We start from the raw sequence: 23,202 nt of genomic DNA, 5'->3' as shown, positions 1-23,202 counted from the left end.
CGATGCCCAGGCGACCGGCAGACGGGCAGACCCGGAGCCTCAGGGGACCGGTCGCTCTGCTGCCGCTGTCCCTGCCGGTGCTGGGCCTGGCCGCTCCGACGGCCATCGCCGAGGACGACGTACCCGTGCTCGACCCGGTCGAGATCACGGTGACCGCACCCAGGCTGGCCACGCCGCTGGCGGACCTGCCGGCGGCGGTATCGCGCGTGGACGAGCGCCAGGCCACCGAGGGGCGCCAGGGCCTGCAGCTGGACGAGTCGCTGAATCGCGTTCCGGGGCTGTTCGCCCAGAACCGCTACAACTTCGCGCAGGACGCGCGCATCTCCATCCGCGGCTTCGGCTCGCGCGCACCGTTCGGGGTGCGCGGGCTGCGCATCCTGCAGGATGGCATCCCCGAGACCACCCCGGACGGCCAATCGCAGGTGGACGCCATCGACCTGCTGAACCTGCGCGACATCGAGGTCCTGCGCGGGCCCAGCGCCGCGCTGTACGGCAATGCCTCCGGAGGCGTGATCTCGGCGCGCACCCGCGACGGCCGCGACGCGCGTGGCTTTGGCGGCGGAGTCATGCTGGGCAGCTACGGCTATCGCCGCGCCGAGGCGATCGCCGAGCAGGATCACGGGACCCATCGCTACTCCCTGACCGCCCACGACTTCGCCATCGACGGCTACCGCGACCAGTCCACCGCCGAGAAGCGCTACCTGCGCCTGCATACCGCCTCGGAGCTGGAGGCGGGGACGCTGAATTTTCACCTGCGTTACCTCGATGCCCCGCGCACCGATGACCCCGGCGGGCTCACGCGCGAGGAGATGCGCCAGAACCGGCGCGCGGCCGCCCCGCTGGCCACGGCCCTCGACAGCACCCAGGAAGCCGAGCAGCTCACAACGGGGCTGCAGTGGGAGCAGTCGCTCGGCCCCGGCGAGCTGCGCCTGGGTGGTTTCTGGACCCAGCGCGACTACGCGCAGCAACTGCCATTCCCCGGCGACTCACGGGTAGCCTACGAGCGCGACTTCTACGGCCTCAACGCCCAGTACGAACAGGACATCGGCCCGACCCGGGTGCTGACCGGGATCGACCTGGAGGAACAGCGCGACGACCGCACCCGCCGCTGTACCGATATCCAGGGACAGGCGAACTGTCCGGGCGGCACCCCCTCGATCGACGACCTTGCGCTGGACCAACGCGAGCGCGCCCGCTCACGCGGGGTGTTCGTGCAGACCGACACCGCGCTGGGGTCGGACTGGAACGTGGTGCTCGGCGCACGCCACGACCGCATCCGCATGTCCATCGATGACCACTTCGCCGATCGGGTGGGTGAACCGGACCGTTCGGATGCGCGGACCTTCCGCGAGACCAGCGCGATGGCGGGGCTGATCTGGCACTTCCAGCCGGACTACCGGGCCTACGTGAACGTGGCCACCAACTTCGAGACGCCGACCTTCACCGAGTTCGCGAACCCCGAGGGCGGGGGCGGATTCAACGCCGATCTCGACCCTCAGCGGGCACGCAGCATCGAGGTCGGGATCCGCCGCGAGACCGGTCGCCTGGCCTGGGATGCCTCGGTCTACGCGACCCGCGTACGCGACGAGATCGCCCCGTTCGAAGAGCCCAACGTGGACGGTCGCACGTTCTACACCAACGCCGGCCGGACCGCGCGTAACGGCTTCGAGCTGGCGGTCGACTGGTCCGCGACGGAGCAGTGGACGCTGTCCAGCGCGCTCAGCCTGAACGATTTCCGCTATCGGGATTTCGTGGACCAGCAGGGCGAACGGCGCGACGGCAATCGCCTGCCCGGGCTGCCGCGCGAGCAGCTGTTCGTGGAGGCCGACTGGCGTCAGGGACCTTACTTTTTCACCATCGATGCGCTGTACACAGGCGGGCGCTACGTGAACGACGCCAACGACGAACGAGTGGGCGGACAGACCACGCTGAACCTGCGCGCGGGCCGCCACTGGCAGGATGGCAACGCCCATGTCGAGGCCTTCGTGGCCGCGAACAACCTGCTGGACGCAGACAACGTCGACAACATCCGCATCAACGACGGCAACCGCCGCTATTACGAGCCGGCCCCCGGCCTGACCCTGATGGCCGGCATGCGCATGACCTTCGGGCGCTAGAGCACCACCACGCCGGACCCTGAGCCGTCATTGCGAGGAGGCGAAGCCGACGAAGCAATCTCCCTCAGGAAGCACCGCATTGCCAGCGTTCGGAGATTGCCACGTCGGCTTCGCCTCCTCGCAATGACGGTGCCGTGAAGATGGACCGTAGCCGCTACGTCGCACGCTGCACTGAGCGCCGCGCGAACCGCATCAAGGAAGGGTGTCCGACTAATCGCGCCGCCCAGGCCCCTCCGGCGGTTCCTTCGGCTCGATCTCGTCGAGCCGCCCCTGTTCGATCTTGCGCAGGGTCTCGGGGTCGGTGGGGTCGTCGTCCTCCCAGTCGTGCCGCCGATACACCGGGAACGGATCTCGACGATAGAGGAACCAGCCACAGACCGCACCCACGACCGCGCCGAACAGGTGCGCTTCGAACGAGACCTTGGGGCCGCTGGGGAAGACACCCCAGAGCATGCTGCCGTAGAGGAACAGGATGATGATGGCCACCGCGATGGACAGCGCATCGCGCCGGCGGATCCCGATCACCACGGCAAAGAACATCAGCCCGTGGGTCAGGCCCGAGGCGCCAATGTGCAGCCCCTCGCGAGCGAACAGCCAGACACCCAGGCCCCCCATCAGCCAGATCAGCGGGACTGCAACGCGCGTGGCACGCGGAAAGCCGTAGAGCGTGAGCATGCCGAGCACCCACAAGGTCGGCACATTGGCGAGCAGGTGACCCCAGGAGCCGTGGATCAACGGCGAGGTGATGATGCCCAGCGCCCCGACCGCGTCGCGCGGCAGAATACCCAGCCGCGACCAGTCCCCGCCCAGCAGGTCGTGCAGGGCGTGGATCACGATCAGGACGGCGGCCCCCAGCATGGGCCAGAGCAGCGCACGCCGAATCCGCTCCTGCTCGGCCCGGGGGTCGGCCGGAGGCGCCGGCCGGCGAAGATTCATCATCCGCCTAGCCTGCCATGCCTGGACAGGAGGTCCAATCTCTCCCATCCCCCGGCGCCGCCACGGGCACCGTCATTGCGAGGTCCCGCAGGGGCCGCGGCAACCTCCCGAAGCTTGCGCAGTGTCGGGGTCCGAGGGTTTCGGAGGGAGGTTGCTTCGTCGCTGCACTCCTCGCAATGACGGTGGCGGCATTAGTGCCCGCCCGGCCCCAGGTCGGCGCCCTTGTCGTGTTGCGCGAGCTTGTCGTGGAGTTCGCCGCTCTCGCCACGCGGCGTCCTGACTTCGACCTCCATGCCGTTGCGGCGGAACTTGCCGACGACCTTGTCGATGGCAGCCACCGCCGAGCTGTCCCATAGCGAGGCGCGCGTCAGGTCGATCTCGATGTGGTGGATGCCCTCGCGGTAGTCGAAGCTGTCGATGAACTTGTCCACGGCGACGAAGAACAGCTGGCCGCGCACGGTGTAGATGCGAGTCCGGCCGTCCTCCGACAGCGCACTGGTGACTTCGACGGCCTTGACCATCTTGCGCGCGAAGAAGATCGCCGAGAGCAGCACGCCGGCGAACACGCCCAGCGACAGGTCGTGGGTGATCACGGTGGTGCCGACGGTCACGATCAGCACGGTGGCGTCGGTGCGCGGCAGCTTGTGCAGGGTGGTCAGCGAGCCCCAGTCGAAGGTGGCGATGGAGACCATGATCATCACCGCGACCAGCGCGGCCATGGGGATGATCGAGACCAGGTCACCGAGGAACACGATGAAGATCAGCAGGAAGATGCCCGCCGACAGCGTGGACAGGCGCCCCAGCCCCCCGGACTTGATGTTGATCACCGACTGGCCAATCATCGCGCAGCCCGCCATGCCGCCGAAACAGCCGGTGACGATGTTGGCGATGCCCTGGCCCTGGGCCTCGCGGTTCTTGCCGGAGGGCGTGTCGGTCAGGTCGTCGAGGATGGAGGCGGTCAGCAGCGACTCCAGCAGGCCGACGATCGCCAGCGCGAAGGCGGTCGGGAAGATGATCTGCAGGGTCTCCCAGTTCAGCGGGATGTCCGGGAACAGGAACACCGGCAGGCCGTCCGGCAGCTCGCCCATGTCGCCGACCTCCAGCGTCGGCAGGCCCATGAAGTAGACCAGGACGCTGAGCACCACGATCGCGACCAGCGGCGGCGGCAGCAGCTTCGGGTAGCCCGGGATCATCGGCAGGCCGTAGAGGATGAGCAGCCCGGCGGTGACCAGCGCCCACATGGTGGTGTCGCCGTCCACCAGATAGGGCACCTGCGACAGGAAGATCAGGATCGCCAGCGCATTCACGAAGCCGACCAGCACCGTGCGCGGGATGAACATCATGTAGCGCGCGAGCTTGGCCCAGGCGAACAGGATCTGGATGATCCCGGTCAGGATGGTCGCGGCCAGCAGGTACTGCAGCCCGTGTTCCGCCACCAATGTCACCATCAGCAGCGCCATGGCCCCGGTCGCGGCCGAGATCATGCCGGGGCGTCCGCCGGCGAAGGCGATCACCACCGCCATGGTGAACGAGGCGTACAGGCCCACGCTCGGGTCGACCCCGGCGATGATCGAGAACGCGATCGCCTCGGGGATCAGGGCCAGCGCGACCACGATCCCGGCGATCAGGTCCGCGCGCACATTGAACAACCAGATCTTGCGCTGGCGTTGCAGGAAGTCGGTCAGGGTCTGCTGCACGTGGGAATCCCCAATACGGATGCGCGCCGCTGTATCGACCGGGGCCGGGACTGGCGGGCGGACAGGTGCGAGGGGAGGCTCACCGGTGTTCCACCTCTCGCAGGCGCGGTTGCAAGCGGTCTGGTGCCAGTACAGACTGAAACCGCCGAAAGGGGGCGAAGTCTAGCACCTCGCACCAAGACGCTGAACCGCGCGCCCCCTGTGGGGTCTCGCCGAGCCCCTTCCCACGACCAGCCCGAGGATCCCCATGCTGCAGCGCGTCATCATCGCCGTCGACTTCTCGCCTGCCTCCGCCGCGGCCCTGGCCGTCGCGCGGCAGCACTGCTCGGGGGCGAAGAAGCGCTTGCTCTACGTGATGAAGCCCTCTGATGTGGCCGGGCCCAGCGCCGCTGGCGCCTTCAGTGGCGCCGGCACCTCGCCGCTGAACGCGAAGGACATGCGTCACTCCGCGGAAGACAAGGTCCGCGCACAGCTCGAGGCGTGGGCCGAGGAGGACGACGAGGTCGCCGTGGCCATTGGCAGTGCGCCGGAGGAGATCTCCCGCCATGCCGAGGAATGGGGTGCGGACATGATCGTGATGGGCACGCGCGGTCGCAGCCAGATCGCCAGCATGCTCTCCGGGTCCGCGACCGAATGGCTGGTGCGCAATGCACGCCTGCCGGTACTGGTGGTGCACGACGTCCCGCTGTCCGACGCCATGAAGCAAAAGCTGCCCCCGGAGGGCGCGGTCAACTGACCACGCAGCGGGGCCTCAGGAGGAGCAACTCAACTGGATGCCGGCGGCCCAGGCGGGCGGCAGGTCCGCGTAGGCCTCGAACTCGGACTGCTCGTCGTACGGCTGCGCGAGGATCGCCTGCAGCCGCAGCAGCTCGGACGTATCGCCCGCCTCGGCCTGCTCGATCGCGGCCTGCGCCAGGTGGTTGCGCAGGATGTACTTCGGATTGACCGCGTTCATCGCCGCCCGACGCGCCTCGAACGGGCGGGCCTCCGTCTCCAGGCGCGCCTGATAGCGCGACCACCATGCGCGCCAGGTCTCCGCGTCCTCCAGCTCGGCCTCGAGCTGTTCGCGGATCTCGGGCTGCTCCAGGTCCGGTAGCTGGCGGAAGAAGCGCGTGTAATCGACGCCCTCCGCGGCCATGCGCGCCAGCAGGTCGTGAATCAACTCAAGGTCCCCTTCGCGTTCCTCCGCCAGCCCCAGCTTCGCGCGCATGCGCGTTAGCCAGGCCTGCTCGAACCGGGGCATGAAGTCCACCAGAAGTGCCTTGGCCCGCTCGATCGCGGCTTCGCGGGTGGCGTCCTGGAAATGGATTACCAGGGTCTCGGCCAGACGGATCAGGTTCCACTGCGCGATCGCCGGCTGCTGGTCGAAGGCGTAGCGGCCGCCCTGGTCGGTGTGGTTGCAGATGTAGCCCGGGTCGTAGGCATCCAGGAACGCGAACGGGCCATAGTCGATGGTCAGCCCCAGCAGGCTCATGTTGTCGGTATTCATCACCCCGTGGCAAAACCCGACGGCCTGCCAGTCGGCGATCATCTCGGCGGTGTTCGCGATCACCTGTTCGAGCATCGCGGCCACCGGGTCGTCGGCGTCCGCCAGCTCGGGATAGTCGTGCGCCAGCGCATAGTCGATCAGTTCGCGCAGGCGTTCGCTGTAGCCGCTGTAGTGGAAATACTCGAAGTGCCCGAAGCGCAGGAAGCTGGGTGCCGCGCGCAGCACGATCGCCCCCGGTTCCACGCGCTCGCGCAGGACCTGCAGGCTGGAGCCGAACAGGGCCACCGCGCGGGTGGTCGGCACGCCCAGTGCGGCCATCGCCTCGGAGATCAGGTACTCGCGGATCGAGGAACGCAGTACCGCGCGGCCGTCGGCGCCGCGCGAATAGCGCGTGCGGCCAGCCCCTTTCACCTGCAGTTCCCAGTGCTCACCGGAGGTGGTTCGAACCTCGCCCAGCAGCTTTGCGCGTCCGTCCCCCAACTGCGGGACAAAGACGCCGAACTGGTGCCCGGCATAGACACTGGCCAGCGGGTCGGGGCCCTCCATCGGGTGTCCTTCGGTGCAGGCCCCCAGCCAGGGCTGGCGGGCCAGGTCGGTCGCGGCCAGCCCCAGGCGCCGGCACATCTCGGCGCTGGTCGCCAGGCACGTGGCATCCGGGAACGGGGCCGGCGCCGGACGGTCATAAAAGGCCTCCGGCAGACTCGCAAAGCGGTTCACCCATTGCAGTTCGGGTGTGCTGGGCGCTGGGGCTTCGGCGCGGGACATCGATACCTCGGCAGATCGCGGCTTCAGGCGTTATGATGCGCGACGATTCGATTTTGCACCTTTGGGCCCACAGTGCCCGGGTGTTCCGTCACGCGGGCACGGCGACCATGTCGTACGCCCCATTTCCGGGAGGAGACTCGTGACCGAAGAGCAGGACAACAAGAATCAGGGTGGCCTGAAGAACAGCGAACGCCTGGCCTGGCTGGGCTTCATGCTGTTTTTCGTCATCATCCTCGCCATCTACATCGCCCGTGCCACCGGGCTGGAGCAGGATGTGACCGAGGCCCAGCGCGAGCTGTACCAGACGCAGGTGCAGCTACAGGAATACACCCGGCACGAGATTCCGCGCCCGGTCGAACTGGGCCTGACGAACGCGCACATCCAGGACCTGCAACGCCGCGGCATGGCACGCGCCGAGGAGCGCCTGCGTGCAGATCTGATGGAACATCCGGAGCTGATCCCGCACGAGGCGGAGGGTGACGAGGGCTTTACGTTCCGGCCCGACGGCATCCACGTGCTGAACCACCGCTGGGTACTGGCGAACTTCGAGGGCGACGATGCCCATGGCCAGGTCCTGCTCGGCTACGAGGTGGTGCACGGTAACGTGATGTGGGAAGTGATCGACTCGACGCTGGCCTACTGACGATCCTGGTAAATCAGGTGGTGCGCCTTCGCACCACCTCGATCGTGTCTCAGCCCATCGTGCCCGCAAGGTGCTCGCGGGCGACCGCGACCTGGCGCCGGACCTGCTCCGGGGCCGTGCCGCCGGTCAGGTTGCGAGCAGCGGCCGACCCCTCCGGCGTCAGCACCGTGTAAACATCGTCGCCCACCGCGTCGCTGATGGCCTGCAGGTCGGCCAGCGGCAGTTCCGCCAGATCGACCCCACGATCCTGCGCCACCCGTACCGCACGACCCACGACCTCGTGGGCATCACGGAAGGCCACACCCCGCCCGACCAGGTAGTCGGCAAGATCCGTTGCCGTGGCAAAGCCCTTGCGCGTGGCGGCCAGGGTGTTCTCCGCACGCACCTCCAGGTTGGGCACCATGTCGGCAAACGCGCGCAGCGAGCCGAGCAAGGTATCCACGGTGTCGAACAGCGGTTCCTTGTCCTCCTGATTGTCCTTGTTGTAGGCGAGCGGCTGGCCCTTCATCAGGGTCAGCAAGGACATCAGGTGGCCATAGACCCGGCCGGTCTTGCCACGCACCAGCTCGGGCACGTCCGGGTTTTTCTTCTGCGGCATGATCGACGAGCCGGTGCAGTAGCGGTCCGGCAGGTCGATGAACGCGAACTGCGCACTGGTCCAGAGGATCAGTTCCTCGGCCTGGCGCGACAGGTGCATCATCAGCGTGGCCGCGGCGGCGGTGAACTCAATCGCGAAGTCGCGATCCGAGACCGCGTCCAGCGAGTTGCGCGTCACCCCGTCAAAGCCCAGCAGCTCGGCGGTGTACTCGCGATCCAGCGGATACGGTGTCCCGGCCAGCGCGGCCGCGCCCAGCGGGAGGACATTGACCCGCGCGCGGCAGTCGACCAGGCGCTGGGCATCGCGCTCCAGCATCTCGTACCAGGCCAGCATGTGGTGCCCGAAGGTGACCGGCTGCGCGGTCTGCAGATGGGTAAAGCCGGGCATCACCGTCTCGGCCTCGCGCTCGGCCAGATCCACCAGCCCGCGCTGGTAGGCCCGGACAAGGCTCAGGATGTCGTCGATGGCGGCGCGCAGCCACAGGCGGATGTCGGTCGCCACCTGGTCGTTGCGCGAACGGCCGGTGTGCAGCTTCTTGCCGACGTCACCGATCCGCTCGATCAGCCGCGCCTCGATGTTCATGTGCACATCTTCGCGGCCGATCTGCCAGTCGAACTTGCCGGCGGCGATCTCGTCGCGGATGGCGTCCAGCCCCTGCAGGATCTGTTCGGCCTCGGCGTCGGTCAGGACGCCGACCTTGGCCAGCATGCGCGCATGCGCCTGCGATCCCTGGATATCCTCCCGGTACAGGCGCTGGTCGAACTCGACCGAGGCGGTAAAGCGTTCGACAAAGGCATCGGTGGGTTCGGAGAAACGGCCGCCCCAGAGCTTGGCCTCGCCCTCGGGGGCCGGGGCCTGTGGCTTGTCGCGTGCGGAATCCTGCGTCATGGTGCACCCTGAACCGGGTTGGAAAGACTCGGAAGTATAAGGGAGACGCGGCACAGTGTCCCCCGACCAAATACAAGGATGGACGGCACCCGGAGGGGAGACGGGTCGTGAAGGCACCTGCGCCGGACGACGAGACCACCGAACTGGCGAAACAATCGCCGCTGCCGGATTTCTGCAGCGCCGAGACGCTGTTGCGCGTGCTGATGGTCGCGGTACTGCTGGCCCTGGCGGTGACCCTGCTGCGCGGGGGCGGGCAGGACTGGGTGCCGGGGCTCGCCCTGCATGCGCTGTTCATCTTCTGGGTCGCGCTGACCAGCCTGCTGATCCTGTGCGCCGGCAAGCGGCTGCTGGTGCGCCTGCCCCTGTGGGGCCAGATCGTCCTGCCCCCGCTGGTGCCAATCGCCAACACGGCGGCGGTCTTTCTGGGGGCCGAGGGCCTGCAGCTGGCCGATCCGGCCTGGCGCTGGCCGGCGATCGCGGTGGCCACGATCCTGAGCCTGGTGGCGATGCATTACCTCTACCTGCAGGCGGCCTGGCAGCGCGAGACCCAGGCCGTCTCCCGCGCCCGCGAGCAGGCGATGCGCGCGCGGCTGCGGCCGCACTTTCTCTACAACAGCATGAACACCATTGCCGGGCTGTGCCGCAGCGAACCCGCGCGCGCGGAACAGATCACGCTGGATCTGGCCGATCTCTTTCGCGCCACCTTCGCGACCGCGGATCGCCAGTCCCTGCGCGCGGAGCTGGAGCTGGTGCGAGCCTTCCTGAATATCGAGCAGACGCGGTTTGGCGAACGCCTGGAGGTGGAATGGGACTGCCCGGACCAGGCCGGTCTGGACGTCAGCGTGCCCACCCTGATCCTGCAGCCGCTGGCGGAAAACGCGATCCAGCACGGGATCGGGCCGGCCCGGGGTCCCGGCTTCGTGCGCGTTCGCTGTCGGCTCGACTCCGGCACAGTGATGCTGTCGCTGACCAACAGCGTCGACCCGGAGGCACACAGCGAGGGGACCGGCACCGCCAGCGAGGCCGTGCGCCTGCGCCTGCACCATGCGTTTGGTGATCGGTGTCGCTTCGAAACCGTGGCCCGGAAGCGCGAGTTCGAAGTCCGCATTCGCCTGCCACTGGAACGGGGGAATCAACATGTCGAGTGAAGCCTTGCGCGTCCTGATCGTGGACGACGAACCGATTGCGCGTCAGCGCCTGGCCGGGATGGTCAACGACGCCGGACATCAGGTGATTGGCCAGGCGGCCGAGGCGATCAGCGCACGCGACGCCATCACCCGCGAGGCACCCGATCTGGTGCTGCTGGATGTCGAGATGCCCGGTGAGTCGGGCATGGAGCTGGCCGCCGAGATCGGCGCCCGGCGACCCGACCTGATGGTGATCCTGGTCACCGCACACGAGCAGTTCAGCCTGGACGCCTTCGAGGCCGGCGTGCGCGACTACGTGCTCAAGCCCGTGCGCGGCGAGCGCCTGACCCAGGCCCTGGAGCGCGCGGCCCGGCACAAGGCCGGCTCTTCGGCACCCGCTCCACGGACGGTTCGCCTGACCATCGGGCGGCGCGAGGAACGCGTGGCCCTGGACCGTATCGCCTACTTCACGGCCGAAGACGGCTATGTGATTGCGCGCGGTGAACAGCTCGAGGGGTTTGTGGATACGCGACTGCACGAACTGGAATCCCGGTTCGGCGATGCCCTCCTGTGCGTGCGCCGGGGCTGCCTGGTGGTGCGCACGGCGATCCGGGGGCTGGAGACACGCGGCCCGGCCGATCACCGCCTGCTGTTTCACGGCCACGTCGATCCGGTGGCCGTCAGCCGCCGTCAGCTGCCACAGGTGAGGGCCTTCCTGCGCGGCAATCTGGCATAGCAAGAAGCGACAGCCCCTGGATCCGGGAGGGTTCGGGCCACTGCGCCGAAACCGTTATACTACGGCGCTTTATTCTCCAGCCGCCGGACCCCGCATGAAACCCCTGCGTATCGCCACTCGAAAAAGCCCGCTCGCCATGTGGCAGGCGGAACATGTCGCCGCGCGCCTGCGGGGCCTGCACCCGGATCTTCCGGTGGAACTGGTCGGCATGACGACCCAGGGCGATCGCGTGCTCGACTCCCCGCTGGCCCGTATCGGCGGCAAGGGGCTGTTCGTGAAGGAGCTGGAGGTCGCAATGCTGGAGGATCGTGCGGACATCGCGGTCCATTCGGTCAAGGACGTGCCCATGGAGCTGCCGGCGGACCTGGTGCTACCGGTGATCCTCGATCGGGAAGATCCGCTGGATGCGTTCGTCTCCAACACCTATGCCCATGTCGACGAGCTGCCCCAGGGCGCGCGCGTGGGTTCGTCCAGCCTGCGCCGGCAGTGCCAGCTGCGGGCACGGCGGCCGGACCTGAAGATCACCGATCTGCGCGGCAACGTGAACACCCGGCTGGGCAAGCTGGATGCCGGCGAGTACGACGCGATCCTGCTGGCGGCGGCCGGACTGAAGCGCCTTGGGTTCGACGAGCGCATCCGCGCCCGGCTGGAACCGGCTGTCAGCCTGCCGGCGGTGGGCCAGGGGGCAATCGCCATCGAGTGCCGCGAGAACGACCCGGAGATCGCGGCGCTGATCGCACCCCTGAACGACCGCGACACCTCCGACCGCGTGCGTGCAGAACGCGCGTTCAATCGCCGCCTGGAGGGCGGCTGCCAGGTCCCTCTGGCCGCCCACGCAACCCTGGACGGCGACCGGCTCCGCCTGGACGGTCTGGTCGGCGCCGTCGATGGCAGCCAGCTCCTGCGACGGCAGGTGGAAGGGCCGCGCGGCGACGCGGAGGCCCTCGGGGTACAGCTGGCCGAACAACTGCTGGAACTGGGGGCTGGCGAGCTGCTGGCCGCCGCCCACGCCGAGAACGCAGCCTCCACGAAAGGATCCTGAAAATGGCCGAGCTGGATATCATGAAGCCCACCGCGGACGGCCCCCTGAACGGCTGCGGGATCCTGGTCACGCGGCCGGCGGCGCAGGCAGAGGAGTTCTGCACCTTGCTGGCTGGCGATGGCGCCGAGGTGATCCGCTTTCCGGTGCTGGAGATCCTGGCGCCCAGCGACCCGACCGACCTGCGCGCGGTACTGAATCAGCTGGATAATTTCGATATTGCGGTCTTTATCAGCCCGAACGCGGTGCAGCGGGTGCTGAACCTGGCGCTGGCCGACCGCACCTGGCCCGAAGGGACGCGAATCGCAGCCATCGGCAACCGCACCGCGAAGGAGCTGAAGGGCTTCGGGCTGAACGTGGATATCGCCCCGCCGCGGCGCTTCGACAGCGAGGCGTTGCTGGAACAGCCGGCGATGCAGGACGTGGCCGGCCAGCGCGTGGTGATCTTTCGCGGCGACGGCGGGCGCGAATACCTCGGCGATACGCTGAAGTCGCGTGGCGCGGAGGTCACCTTTGCCGAGGCCTACCGGCGCGGGCGCCCGGAGGGCGATACCGGCGCGCTGATGTATGCGTTCTCTCGCGACCAGATCGACATCATCACGATCACCAGTGGCGAGGGGCTGCGCAATCTCTACGAGATGGTCGGCAAGCTCGGGCGCATGTGGCTGCGCAAGACACCGCTGGTGGTGGGTTCCGAACGGATCGGCGAGATCGCCCACGAGCTGGGGTTCAAGGCCGCCGTAGAGGTCGCAGAGGACCCGACTGACGCCGCGATGCAGCAGGCGGTGCACCGCCTGGCCGCGCAACTCGCGACCAGCTGATCAGCGGGGTCGCGCGCCCCTATTCGTGGGGCGCGGCCGGCTCGAAGCTGTCGTAGTAGAGCTGTTCGGTCGGCAGGCCCGCGGCGAGGAAGGCATTGGTCGCCGCCTCGATCATCGCCGGCGGACCGGCCATGTAGACATCGAAGCCGGACAGGTCGGGGTATTCGGCCAGTACCGCATCGTGTGGCCAGCCCGCGACAGCCGGGAACCCGCCCGCCGTGTCCGCCGGCACATCGGAGAGCACCGGCGTAAAGCGAAAATGCTCACCGTGTTCGGCGCTCATGCGGCCGAGCCAATCGGGGGCGTAAATCCCTTCTGCACTGCGCGCGCCCCAGAACAGGTGGTGCGGGCGGTCGAAGCCCTCGACCGCCAGATGGTCCAGCATCCCCTTGAGCGGGCCGAAGCCCGTGCCACCACCAACGAACAGGCGCGGCCGCTCCGATTCCTCGTCGACAAAGAACGTGCCGAGCGGCCCCTCGATCCGTAACAGCGCCTTGGGCTGCATCTCCTCGAACACCATCTTCGAGAAGCGCCCACCCTCCAGGTTGCGCACATGCAGGACCAGCTGTTCGTCGTCATGCGGGGCATTGGCCAGCGAGTAGCTACGGCGCCCGCCGCCCTTGAGCAGGACATCCAGGTACTGTCCGGCGAGGAACTGCATGCGCTCGGTTGCGGGGAGCTGAAGACGCAGCTCCATGACATCGTCGGCCAGGCGGTTCAGCTGCGCGACACGACAGGGCAGCGTCTTCACGACGATATCCTTGGCCGCGCCGATCTCGCGCACCTCGATCTCCAGGTCATCCACCGGGACCGCCTGGCAGAACAGGGCCCAGCCATCGGCCAGTTCGGCCTCGGTAATGCCCGGCGGCTTTTTCGGCCCGTGGTCCACTTCGCCCGCGAGGACGCGCCCCTTGCAGGATCCGCAGGCGCCGTTACGGCAGCCATAGGGAAACGCAAACCCCTGGCGCAACGCGGCCTCGAGTACGGTCTCGTCGTCTTCGACCTCGAGTTGCTGCCCGCTGGGCTGGATGATCACGTCAAAGGCCATGCGCTGCTCCCGCTGCTGGTCCAACAAGGGGGCCTATTGTCTCCACGGTCCGGGCGAACGCAAGCAACCCCGGAAGCCGCATGTAGCGGTCCCGGGGTGCATTCCATGGACGGGATGGGGCAGACTCGGGGGCGCCAATCACAGGCAGGGAGAAAGGAATGCAAGGAGAAAAATGGACAGCCGCACTGGCCGCCGTCGGGGTGATGGTTCTGGGCGGATGTGCAGCCAACGAAACCCGTGACACGACGACCGATGCAGGGGCCGAAGCCGCTGCCGAGGTCACCGATCCGGAGGTGATCGTCGCGGTCCCGGAGCGGTTCGCCTACAGCGACGATGCAACGGTGTCCGAAGCCATTCGCCGCGAATGCGAGCTGGAGGAGCGCTTCCCCGGCTTCGTGCAGGAGTTCGGGGCTCGCCATGATGTCCGCGTGGAATCCGGCGCGGACGTGAGCCCCGGGGATGCTGGAAAGGTACTGGTGGTGGAGATCACCCAGGCCCGCAATGACGGCAGCGCCTGGTCCGGACACCGGTCCCTGGCGGAGGCCGAGGGCACGCTGTACGAGAACGGCGAGGCGGTGGCTGACTTCACCTCACGCCGGGTGTCTGGCGGCGGGGCATTCGGCGGGTTCAAGGGCAGCTGCGCGGTGATGGGTCGCACGGTACGGGCCATGGGCGCCGACATCGCGGCCTGGGTGCGGCTACCCGAGGACGGCGCACACCTGGGCAACTAGGGGCCGGGCGGGGCTGTGGCGACGGCTACAGCCCCAGCTCGTCCCAGAGGGCATCCACCCGCTCACGTACGGCCGGATCCATGGTGATCGGTCGGCCCCACTCGCGATCGGTCTCGCCCGGCCACTTGGAGGTCGCGTCCATACCCATCTTGGAGCCCAGCCCCGAGACGGGTGAGGCGAAATCCAGGTAGTCGATCGGCGTGTTCTCCACCAGCGTCGTGTCACGCGCAGGGTCCATGCGCGTGGTAATCGCCCAGATTACATCGTTCCACTCGCGCGTGTTCACGTCATCATCGACGACGATCACGAATTTTGTATACATGAACTGGCGCAGGAACGACCACACCCCCATCATCACGCGCTTCGCGTGGCCCGGGTACTGCTTGCGCATGGAAACCACCGCCATACGGTAGGAGCAACCCTCAGGCGGCAGGTAGAAGTCCACAATCTCCGGAAACTGCTTCTGCAGGATCGGGATGAAGACCTCGTTCAGGGCAACCCCCAGGACCGCCGGTTCATCGGGCGGACGCCCGGTATAGGTGGAGTGATAGATCGGCTGTTCACGGTGGGTGATACGGTCGATGGTGAACACCGGGAACTCGTCCACCTCGTTGTAGTACCCCGTGTGATCGCCGAACGGGCCCTCGGGCGCGGTTTCGCCGGGGTGGATATGGCCCTCCAGCACGAACTCGGCGGATGCCGGGACCTCGAGATCGGAGCCGATGCAGCGGGTGACCTCCGTGCGGCTGCCGCGCAGCAGCCCGGCAAAGGCGTATTCCGACAGCGTATCCGGCACGGGCGTGACCGCGCCGAGGATGGTCGCAGGATCGGCCCCCAGGGCCACCGCAATGGGGAACGGCTCACCTGGATGGGCCTGGCACCATTCCCGGTAGTCCAGCGCGCCCCCGCGATGCGACAGCCAGCGCATGATCACACGGTTGCGGCCGATCACCTGCTGACGGTAGATGCCGAGGTTCTGCCGCGACTTCTCCGGCCCGCGGGTCACGACCAGGCCCCAGGTGATCAGCGGCCCGGCATCCCCCGGCCAGCAGGTCTGCACCGGCAGGGTGGACAGGTCCACGTCGTCGCCTTCGATCACATGGCGCTGGCAGGCGGCCCCGCGCGTCTTCTTGGGCGCCATGTCGAGCACCTTGCGAAACACAGGCAGCTGTTCCCAGGCCGCCTTCAGGCCCTTGGGCGGGTCCGGCTGCTTGAGAAAGGCCAGCAGCCGGCCGACCTCGCGCAGGGCCTCGACCGAGTCCTCGCCCATGCCCATGGCCACCCGTTCCGGCGTGCCGAACAGGTTAGCCAGGACCGGGATATCGGAACCCTTGGGGTTCTCGAACAGCAACGCGGGTCCGCCGGCGCGCAGGACACGATCGGCGATCTCGGTCATCTCGAGGTTCGGGTCGATCTCGGTGGTGATGCGCTTGAGCTCGCCGCGGGCCTCTAGCCCGTCGATGAAGTCACGCAGGTCCCTGTATTTCAAAGGTGTCTCCCAGGGCGCGGCCGTCGGCCGGGCCTAGTCGCTGAATTCGGCCCAGACGGGGGCATGGTCGGAGGGCCGTTCCCAGCCGCGGGGCTCGCGGTCGATCCCGGCAGCGGTCAGGCGTTTTTGCAGTGCGGGGCTGGCGAGGACCAGGTCAATCCGAAGGCCGCGGTTGCGCCGGAAGGAAGCGGCGCGGTAATCGAACCAGGAGAATTCCTCTTCCGGCTGCTCGAACGCACGGAAGGTGTCCGCGAGACCAAGGTCCGTGAGGGCCGCCAGGGCCTCCCGTTCCGGGGTCGAGCACAGGATACGCTCGTGCCAGGCCTCGGGGTCGTGCACGTCGCGGTCTTCCGGGGCGATGTTGAAATCGCCCAGCACCACGAGGTTCGGGTAGGTCTCGATCTCGGCGGCCAGCCAGGCGCGCATGCGTGCCAGCCAGTCGAGCTTGTAGGCGTACTTTTCGGTCCCGACATTTTCGCCGTTCACCACATAGAGGTTCACGATACGGATATCGCCGATCGTGGCCGCCAGGATGCGGCGCTGGGCGTCCTCCAGCCCCGGCGGATCAGTGACGACGTCCGTTGCCTGTGTACGCGAGAGTATGGCCACGCCGTTGTAGGTCTTCTGGCCGGAGTAGACCACCTCGTAACCGGCATCCTGGATCGCACTGACCGGGAAGTTCTCGTCGGTTAGCTTGGTTTCCTGCAAGGCGAGGATGTCCGTGCGCGAGCTACCCAGCCAGTCGAGGACCTGGGGCAGGCGGACCTTCAGGGAGTTGACGTTCCAGCTGGCGATCTTCACGCGGCGTTCTCCAGTCCGCTGTGCCGCAGCAGGGCGTCGATCTCGGGGTCACGGCCGCGGAAGGCCCGGAAGGAATCGGCGGCGGGCCGCGAGGCACCGACCTCCAGGATCTCGCGCAGATAGGCTGCACCGACCTCGGGCGAGAACAGACCCTCTTCCTCGAATCGTGCAAAGGCATCGGCGGACAGGACCTCCGCCCACTTGTAGCTGTAATAGCCCGCCGCATAGCCTCCGGCAAAGATATGGGCAAAGCCATGGGGGAAGCGGTTGAACGCAGGCGGACGGACCACCGCGACCTCGTCACGCACCGTCTCCAGGAGATCGAGGATGGCCTGGGCGCTGTCGGGTGCGGGCCCCGCGTGCAGGCGCATATCGAACAGGGAGAACTCGACCTGTCGCAGGAGCTGCAGCGCGGCATGGAAGTGGCGGGTATCGACGAGGCGCTGATAGAGGTCATCCGGCATGGGCTCGCCGGTCTCGTAATGAAGGGCGAACAGATCCAGGGCCTCGCGCTCCCAGCACCAGTTCTCCATGAACTGGCTTGGCAGTTCGACGGCGTCCCATTCGACGCCATTGATCCCGGCGATCTCGGGCTCGTTCACGCGTGTGAGCATGTGGTGGAGGCCATGGCCGAACTCGTGGAACAGGGTAATCACCTCGTCGTGGGTAAACAGCGCAGGCTTGCCATCCACGGGCGGGGTGGAGTTGCAGGTCATGAAGGCGACCGGGACCTGCTGGGCCTCTGCCGAGACAAAACGCTGGCGGCAGACATCCATCCAGGCACCGCCTCGCTTGTTCTTGCGGGCGTAGAGATCAAAGTAGAAACCCGCACGTTCGACGCCGTTCGCGTCAACGACTCGATAGTAGCGAACGTCGTCATGCCAGCTTTCGACAGTCGGGTCGGCCTCGAAATGCACGCCGAACAGGCGCTCGACCAGGCGAAACAGGCCTTCCACCGCCTGGCTGGCGGGGAAATAGGGCTTCAGCATTTCCTGGCTCAGTCCAAGACGCCGCTCACGCATCTTCTCGGCGGCATAGGCCATATCCCAGGCTTCCAGGGAGTCGAGCCCGAGCTCATCGCGGGCGAAGGCACGCAGCCCGGCCAGATCCTGTTCGGCCCGGGGACGTGCCCGCTGGGCGAGGTCCTGCAGAAAGGTATCGACCTGACCGGCGTTCTCGGCCATCTTGGTCGCCAGTGAGCGCTCCGCGTAGTGCGCAAACCCCGTGATGCGCGCCTTCTCCTCCCGCAGCTGGAGGATTTCGACCATGACGTCGCTATTGTCGAAGCGACCTTCATCGGGGCCCTGGTCAGATGCGCGGGTCGCGAAGGCCTCGTAGACGCGGCGGCGAAGCTCGCGGTTGTCAGCATGGCTCATCACCGCGAAATAGCTCGGGAAATCCAGTGTGACGACGTAACCGGTCTGCTCGTGGGCGCGGGCGTTCTGGGCCAACATGGCCTGTTCTGCTGTGGGTATGCCGACAAGTTCGTCCTGGTTGTCGGTCTGCCAGGTCCAGGACTGGGTCGCATCAAGGACGTTCTCCTCGAATCGCGCCGTGAGTGCGGACAGACGGGCATCGATTTCCCGCAAGCGGGCGCGCGCATCCTCGGGGAGATCGACACCACTTAGGTGGAAATCACGCAGGGCGTCATCAATTACCTTGCGTCGCTCGGGCGCGAGCTGGGGGTATTCCGGGCCATCGGCCAGGCGGCGAAAGGCGGCATACAGCCCCTGATGCTGCGACACCCAGCTCCCAAACTCGGACAACTTGGGCAGGCAAGCATTGTATGCCTGGCGCAGCTCCGGACTGTTCATCACCGCATTCAAGTGCCCGACCGGTGCCCATACCTGAGAGAGACGGGCATCCAGGTGCTGCAAAGGCGCCACAAGTCCGTCCCAGGTCGGGGCGTCGCCAGCCTGGGCGACGAGCTGTTCGATCCCGTCGCGATTCTCCTGAATGACGGTTTCGATAGCGGGGAGAACGTGTGCCGGGACGATGGATCGAAACGTGGGCAGGCGATCCGTTTGCAGCAGAGGGTTGGTCACGTGGACTCCAGATTCGAGTAGGACGGGAATTATGCCATTCGGACCACAGGCCCGGGAGGGTGTTCCGCCGTTGCGAGACTCCATCGAACCGGTCGCTGGAGGGTGCTGGAAAGGCTAGGCAGGTTTGTCCGGATCGGAGGATGGGGGTTGCAAGGGTGTGTAACGGCCCATTCCGGCGAGCCAGGCGATCGGTGCGTAGAAGGGCGAGCGACAGGTGTGCCGATACGTCTGCAGGGCGGCGTTATAGCGAATCAGGGTGTCGCGAATGGCCTGATCCAAAGCGACGACCCGTCGCGTCGACTCGTCCAAACTTTCTCTATTAATATCAATAGGTTGTTGGTATATCGAGTCCCACAGGGCGCGGATTTCGCGCTCCGCTTCGGCGACGGTGGTCAGGTCGCCCCGGCGACGAGCCGTCTCCTGACGCTGCAAGGATCGGTGCAGATCCTGGACGGCCGGTGGTCCGCTGTCAGCTTGGATGCAGACCTTCTGCAAGTGGCCGTTGCGCTGCACAAGAAGGCGCTCCAGTTGATCCCAGGTGCCGACCACTTGGCGTTCCTGGACGGCCAGATGGGAGTACAAGCGCGCAATGCCCAGAGTCAGACCCACGAGCCCGGCGATCGTGACGATGACGAAGATCGCCATCCGGGATCAGACGTCAACGTTCTCCGCGCTCAGAGCTCGGCTTTCGATGAAGTCCCGGCGCGGTTCGACCTGATCCCCCATCAGGGTGGTGAAGATTTCGTCCGCGCGGATCGCATCCTCTACCCGGACCTGGAGCAGGCGACGGGTTTCGGGATTCATCGTCGTTTCCCAGAGCTGATCCGGATTCATCTCGCCCAGGCCCTTGTAACGCTGGGTGGCCAGGCCCCGGCGGCCCTCCTGGAGCAGCCATTCCATGGCCTCGGAAAAGCCCTGGATGCGGTGAACGCGTTCGCCTCGCTTGATGTAGGCACCAGACTCAAGCAGGGCATTGAGGCGGGCAGAGAGGTCCAGGATCGTCTGGAAATCGCGCGAGGCGAGCGTATCGTCGGTGATGTACTGCGACAACGCGGCGCCGTGCTCGAGACGATCCAGGCTCAGCTGGGCGTGACCGTCGACATTGTTAACCGGACCCAGGCTGTAGCGGGTAGCACCGGCGCGATCACTGGAGATAGACTCCAGGATGCGCGAGAACCAGGCTTGAACTTCTGGGTTGGTGACGCTGCGCGGCTCGGGAATCGCGTCGGCCTCGAGCATGGCCCAGAGGATGCGCGAGTCGTACAGACGTCCGAGCCGCTCGACCGCGCGGGCGGCCTTCTGGTAGCCCTTCACCAGTTCTTCGAAGGGCTCGCCCGTGACGGGCGGGGCGTCCGGACCCGGATGCAGCGCGGCGCCGTCCAGGGCAAGCGAGACCACGATTTCGCCCATCTCGGCTTCGTCGCGGACGTATTGCTCGCGCTTGCCGCGCTTGATCTTGTATAGCGGCGGCTGCGCGATATAGACGTGGCCACGCTCGATCAGCTCGGGCATCTGACGGAAGAAGAAAGTCAGCAGCAGGGTGCGGATGTGCGATCCGTCCACGTCCGCGTCGGTCATGATGATGATGCGGTGGTAGCGCAGTTTGTCCGGATCGTATTCGTCCTTCCCGATCCCGCAACCCAGCGCCGTAATCAGGGTCCCGACCTCGGCGGATCCGAGCATGCGATCAAAGCGTGCTCGCTCGACATTGAGGATCTTCCCCTTCAACGGCAGGATCGCCTGGAAATGCCGATCCCGTCCCTGTTTGGCAGAACCGCCCGCTGAGTCGCCCTCCACCAGGTAGAGTTCCGAATGCGCCGGATCCTTTTCCTGGCAATCGGCCAGCTTGCCGGGCAAGCCGGCGATGTCCAGCGCACCCTTGCGGCGCGTCACCTCGCGCGCCTTGCGAGCCGCCTCGCGCGCACGCGCCGCCTCGAGAACCTTGTCGGTGATCGACTTGGCCTCGGGAGGGTTCTCCAGCAGGAAGTTGGTCAGTGCATCGGACAAGACGCTCTCGACGATCGGCTTGACCTCTGAGGAGACCAGCTTGTCCTTGGTCTGGGATGAAAACTTCGGGTCCGGGACCTTGACCGAGAGTACAGCGGTCAAGCCCTCACGCATATCATCCCCGGCGGTGGCGACCTTGGCCTTCTTGATCAGCCCCTCTTTCTCCAGGTACTGATTGACCGTACGCGTGAGCGCCGCGCGGAAACCGGCCATATGGGTGCCGCCATCGCGCTGCGGAATGTTATTGGTGTAGCAGAAGATGTTCTCCTGATAGGAGTCGTTCCACTGCAGCGCGACCTCGACGACGTAGTCATCCTCGCGTGTCTGGTTCGCGTAGATCACGGTGGGATGCAACGCCGTCTTCTTCTGATTCAGGTGCTCGACAAACGCACGAATACCGCCCTCGAACAGGAAGGTCTCTTCGCGGTTGTCGCGTTGGTCGCGCAGGGTAATCCGGACACCGGAATTCAGGAATGAGAGCTCGCGAAGGCGTTTGGCGAGGATCTCGTAGTGGAATTCGATGTCGGTGAAGATTTCGTCACTGGGGCGGAACCAGATCCTGGTGCCAGTCCGATCGGTGGGGCCTGCGACCGCCAATGGGGCATCAGGTACACCGAGATGATAGATCTGCTCGTGACGCTGGCCGGCACGATGGATCTCCAATCGGAGCTCTTCCGACAGGGCATTCACGACCGATACCCCGACGCCGTGCAGGCCCCCGGACACCTTGTAGGAGTTGTTATCGAACTTACCGCCGGCGTGGAGGACCGTCAGGATCACTTCTGCGGCGGACGTGCCCTCTTCCTCATGGATATCCACCGGGATACCGCGCCCGTTATCCGAGACCGACACCGCGTTGTCTTCGTGGATCGTGACCTCGATGGTGTCGCAATGGCCGGCAAGGGCCTCGTCAATCGAGTTATCGACGACCTCGAACACCATGTGGTGGAGACCGGTCCCGTCATCGGTATCCCCGATGTACATGCCAGGGCGCTTGCGCACGGCATCCAGGCCCTTGAGCACACGGATCTGGGAAGAATCGTAGGTTTCGGGGTCGAGCGGTTCAGATTCGGACATGGATTACGGCATCCGGCGGGTAACAGACACTGCAGTATAACGCAAAGGCGGGGGCCGGGGCGCGGCTCAGTCCGGGGTCACCACACCATGTTCCACGTGAAACAATCGCGTGGATCGCCCACCCTCCAGCCCGGGGATACGCGACTCGACTGCGGTGACCAGTACCTGCCACCCGAAGTTCTGGAGGCCGCACATCAACCCTTCCACCGCATCCACATCCAGTTCCGAAACCACATCATCCAATAGCACGACCGGTGCCCTACCGGCCTCACGTTCGAGCATCCTGGCCTGCCCGCCGGTCAACGCCGTGATCAGCCTTTTTTGTTCACCCCGCGACGCCTCCGCCGCCACCCGACCATCAAAGCGGAGGTCGATGTCTGCGCGTTGCGGCCCGACCTGTCCGAAGCCCCTCTCTTCGTCCGAGGCCCGGCTGCGTGCAATTGCGTCCGAGAGCGGACGATCCCGTTCCCAGCCAACACGAAGGTGCACCTGGAAGCCTTCTAGGCGCTGCGAAAATCCGAAGGCCCGCGCCGCCTCCGCAGTGCTGCTCTCCCAGCGATCGATATAGGCCTGTCGCGCCTGCGTGATGATCTCACCGGCGGCGACTAGCGGGCGTTCAAATTCTCGCGCCGCACGACGATCGCCCTTGCGCAAAGCGGCGTTGCGTTGCTCGTGCGCCCGCCTCCATTGCTGCCAGTGCCACCGATACCCCTGCACGGAATGAAAGCAACCCCAATCGAGCAAACGGCGCCGCTCCTCCGGCGATCCCGTGAGCAGGTCAAAGGATCCCGCGTGCAGCACCCGGACCGGCAGCCACTCCGCAACGCTGGCATGCCCTTCCATCCATCGCCCGTCGACCCGCGACCGCCGAGTGCCTTCCCAGCTCACGCCCAGGCGATGCTCACCTCCACGCAGGTCACGCACCCGCCCCCCGATCCACAGGCCCTTCTCGCCTGACCGAACGACCCGACGAAGCTGCGGCGTCCGGAACGATCGTCCCGCGGCAAGCACATGACAGGCCTCCAGCACCGACGTCTTGCCTGCCCCATTTGGACCCACGAGCCGGTTGATCCCTTTGCCCGGCTCGTACGTCTGCTCCGAGAGATTTCGCACCCCCCTCCACCACAGGGCTTCCAGCACGGCGTCTG

General features: G+C 66.6%; 19 protein-coding genes. 8 read left to right on the top strand and 11 right to left on the bottom strand.

Features of this window, described 5'->3' with window-relative positions:
- Positions 1-2: 2 nt before the first annotated feature.
- A complete protein-coding gene (locus F466_RS0102265; protein ID WP_369772673.1) occupies positions 3-2,117 on the top strand; it encodes a TonB-dependent receptor family protein in 2,115 nt (704 codons plus the stop codon).
- Positions 2,118-2,327: 210 nt separating this feature from the next.
- Here the strand turns inward: F466_RS0102265 and F466_RS0102260 are convergent, their stop codons facing one another.
- Positions 2,328-3,056 carry a rhomboid family intramembrane serine protease gene (locus F466_RS0102260; protein WP_018649136.1) on the bottom strand — a complete coding sequence of 243 codons (729 nt, stop codon included), beginning with the start codon at positions 3,054-3,056 and terminating at the stop codon, positions 2,328-2,330.
- 188 nt (positions 3,057-3,244) lie between these two features.
- Positions 3,245-4,750 carry a SulP family inorganic anion transporter gene (locus F466_RS0102255; protein ID WP_018993372.1) on the bottom strand — a complete coding sequence of 502 codons (1,506 nt, stop codon included), beginning with the start codon at positions 4,748-4,750 and terminating at the stop codon, positions 3,245-3,247.
- A gap of 247 nt (positions 4,751-4,997) precedes the next feature.
- Here F466_RS0102255 and F466_RS0102250 point away from each other — a divergent pair, with 247 nt between their 5' ends.
- Positions 4,998-5,486 carry a universal stress protein gene (locus F466_RS0102250; RefSeq protein WP_018993371.1) on the top strand — a complete coding sequence of 163 codons (489 nt, stop codon included), beginning with the start codon at positions 4,998-5,000 and terminating at the stop codon, positions 5,484-5,486.
- Positions 5,487-5,501: 15 nt separating this feature from the next.
- Here the strand turns inward: F466_RS0102250 and F466_RS0102245 are convergent, their stop codons facing one another.
- Positions 5,502-7,004, bottom strand: coding sequence for a YdiU family protein (locus F466_RS0102245; protein ID WP_018993370.1), 1,503 nt, complete (start codon positions 7,002-7,004; stop codon positions 5,502-5,504).
- A gap of 139 nt (positions 7,005-7,143) precedes the next feature.
- Here F466_RS0102245 and F466_RS0102240 point away from each other — a divergent pair, with 139 nt between their 5' ends.
- Positions 7,144-7,647, top strand: a complete 504-nt coding sequence (locus F466_RS0102240) for a hypothetical protein (RefSeq protein WP_018993369.1) — start codon at positions 7,144-7,146, stop codon at positions 7,645-7,647.
- Positions 7,648-7,696: 49 nt separating this feature from the next.
- On the opposite strand, the gene argH is transcribed toward F466_RS0102240, so the two are convergent.
- On the bottom strand, positions 7,697-9,133 hold the full coding sequence (gene argH / locus F466_RS0102235; RefSeq protein WP_018139760.1) for an argininosuccinate lyase: 1,437 nt from the start codon (positions 9,131-9,133) through the stop codon (positions 7,697-7,699).
- A gap of 107 nt (positions 9,134-9,240) precedes the next feature.
- Here argH and F466_RS0102230 point away from each other — a divergent pair, with 107 nt between their 5' ends.
- The 4 genes from F466_RS0102230 (at position 9,241) to F466_RS0102215 (ending at position 12,856) form a co-directional block, all read left to right on the top strand.
- Positions 9,241-10,281 (top strand): sensor histidine kinase, encoded by a 1,041-nt coding sequence (locus tag F466_RS0102230; protein WP_018175075.1) that lies wholly within the window; start codon positions 9,241-9,243, stop codon positions 10,279-10,281.
- Positions 10,271-10,996, top strand: coding sequence for a LytTR family DNA-binding domain-containing protein (locus tag F466_RS0102225; protein ID WP_018175074.1), 726 nt, complete (start codon positions 10,271-10,273; stop codon positions 10,994-10,996). The genes F466_RS0102230 and F466_RS0102225 overlap by 11 nt, the downstream gene beginning before the upstream one ends.
- A gap of 94 nt (positions 10,997-11,090) precedes the next feature.
- Complete coding sequence (gene hemC, locus F466_RS0102220) at positions 11,091-12,038, top strand: hydroxymethylbilane synthase (protein WP_083918078.1); 948 nt, start codon at positions 11,091-11,093, stop codon at positions 12,036-12,038.
- Between the two features lie 2 nt (positions 12,039-12,040).
- On the top strand, positions 12,041-12,856 hold the full coding sequence (locus tag F466_RS0102215; protein WP_012981427.1) for a uroporphyrinogen-III synthase: 816 nt from the start codon (positions 12,041-12,043) through the stop codon (positions 12,854-12,856).
- A gap of 19 nt (positions 12,857-12,875) precedes the next feature.
- Here F466_RS0102215 and F466_RS0102210 read toward each other — a convergent pair whose 3' ends face one another.
- The gene (locus tag F466_RS0102210) at positions 12,876-13,904 is read right to left on the bottom strand and encodes a CDP-6-deoxy-delta-3,4-glucoseen reductase (protein WP_018139756.1); all 1,029 of its coding nucleotides are present in this window, start codon (positions 13,902-13,904) and stop codon (positions 12,876-12,878) included.
- A gap of 158 nt (positions 13,905-14,062) precedes the next feature.
- Between F466_RS0102210 and F466_RS0102205 the strand changes: the two genes are divergently transcribed.
- Positions 14,063-14,635: a hypothetical protein gene (locus F466_RS0102205; RefSeq protein ID WP_018139755.1), complete on the top strand. Its 573-nt coding sequence runs from the start codon at positions 14,063-14,065 to the stop codon at positions 14,633-14,635.
- A 25-nt stretch (positions 14,636-14,660) separates the two neighbouring features.
- On the opposite strand, the gene ubiD is transcribed toward F466_RS0102205, so the two are convergent.
- The 6 genes from ubiD to F466_RS0102175 form a co-directional block, all read right to left on the bottom strand.
- Positions 14,661-16,124, bottom strand: a complete 1,464-nt coding sequence (ubiD, locus tag F466_RS0102200; protein ID WP_018139754.1) for a 4-hydroxy-3-polyprenylbenzoate decarboxylase — start codon at positions 16,122-16,124, stop codon at positions 14,661-14,663.
- 33 nt (positions 16,125-16,157) lie between these two features.
- Positions 16,158-16,925: an exodeoxyribonuclease III gene (xth, locus tag F466_RS0102195; RefSeq protein WP_018139753.1), complete on the bottom strand. Its 768-nt coding sequence runs from the start codon at positions 16,923-16,925 to the stop codon at positions 16,158-16,160.
- Positions 16,922-18,970, bottom strand: coding sequence for a M3 family metallopeptidase (locus tag F466_RS0102190; protein WP_018993364.1), 2,049 nt, complete (start codon positions 18,968-18,970; stop codon positions 16,922-16,924). The genes xth and F466_RS0102190 overlap by 4 nt, the downstream gene beginning before the upstream one ends.
- Positions 18,971-19,084: 114 nt before the next feature.
- Positions 19,085-19,615: a hypothetical protein gene (locus F466_RS0102185; RefSeq protein WP_018993363.1), complete on the bottom strand. Its 531-nt coding sequence runs from the start codon at positions 19,613-19,615 to the stop codon at positions 19,085-19,087.
- A 6-nt stretch (positions 19,616-19,621) separates the two neighbouring features.
- Positions 19,622-22,054: a DNA topoisomerase (ATP-hydrolyzing) subunit B gene (gyrB, locus tag F466_RS0102180; RefSeq protein ID WP_018993362.1), complete on the bottom strand. Its 2,433-nt coding sequence runs from the start codon at positions 22,052-22,054 to the stop codon at positions 19,622-19,624.
- Between the two features lie 66 nt (positions 22,055-22,120).
- Positions 22,121-23,194: a DNA replication/repair protein RecF gene (locus F466_RS0102175; RefSeq protein WP_083918077.1), complete on the bottom strand. Its 1,074-nt coding sequence runs from the start codon at positions 23,192-23,194 to the stop codon at positions 22,121-22,123.
- Between the last annotated feature and the right edge of the window lie 8 nt (positions 23,195-23,202).

Origin of the sequence: Thioalkalivibrio sp. ALgr1 (genome assembly GCF_000378285.1) — a bacterium.
GTDB lineage: Bacteria > Pseudomonadota > Gammaproteobacteria > Ectothiorhodospirales > Ectothiorhodospiraceae > Thioalkalivibrio.
The sequence above is the reverse complement of the archived record's forward strand: the minus strand, read 5'-3'. Positions and strand labels throughout refer to the sequence as shown.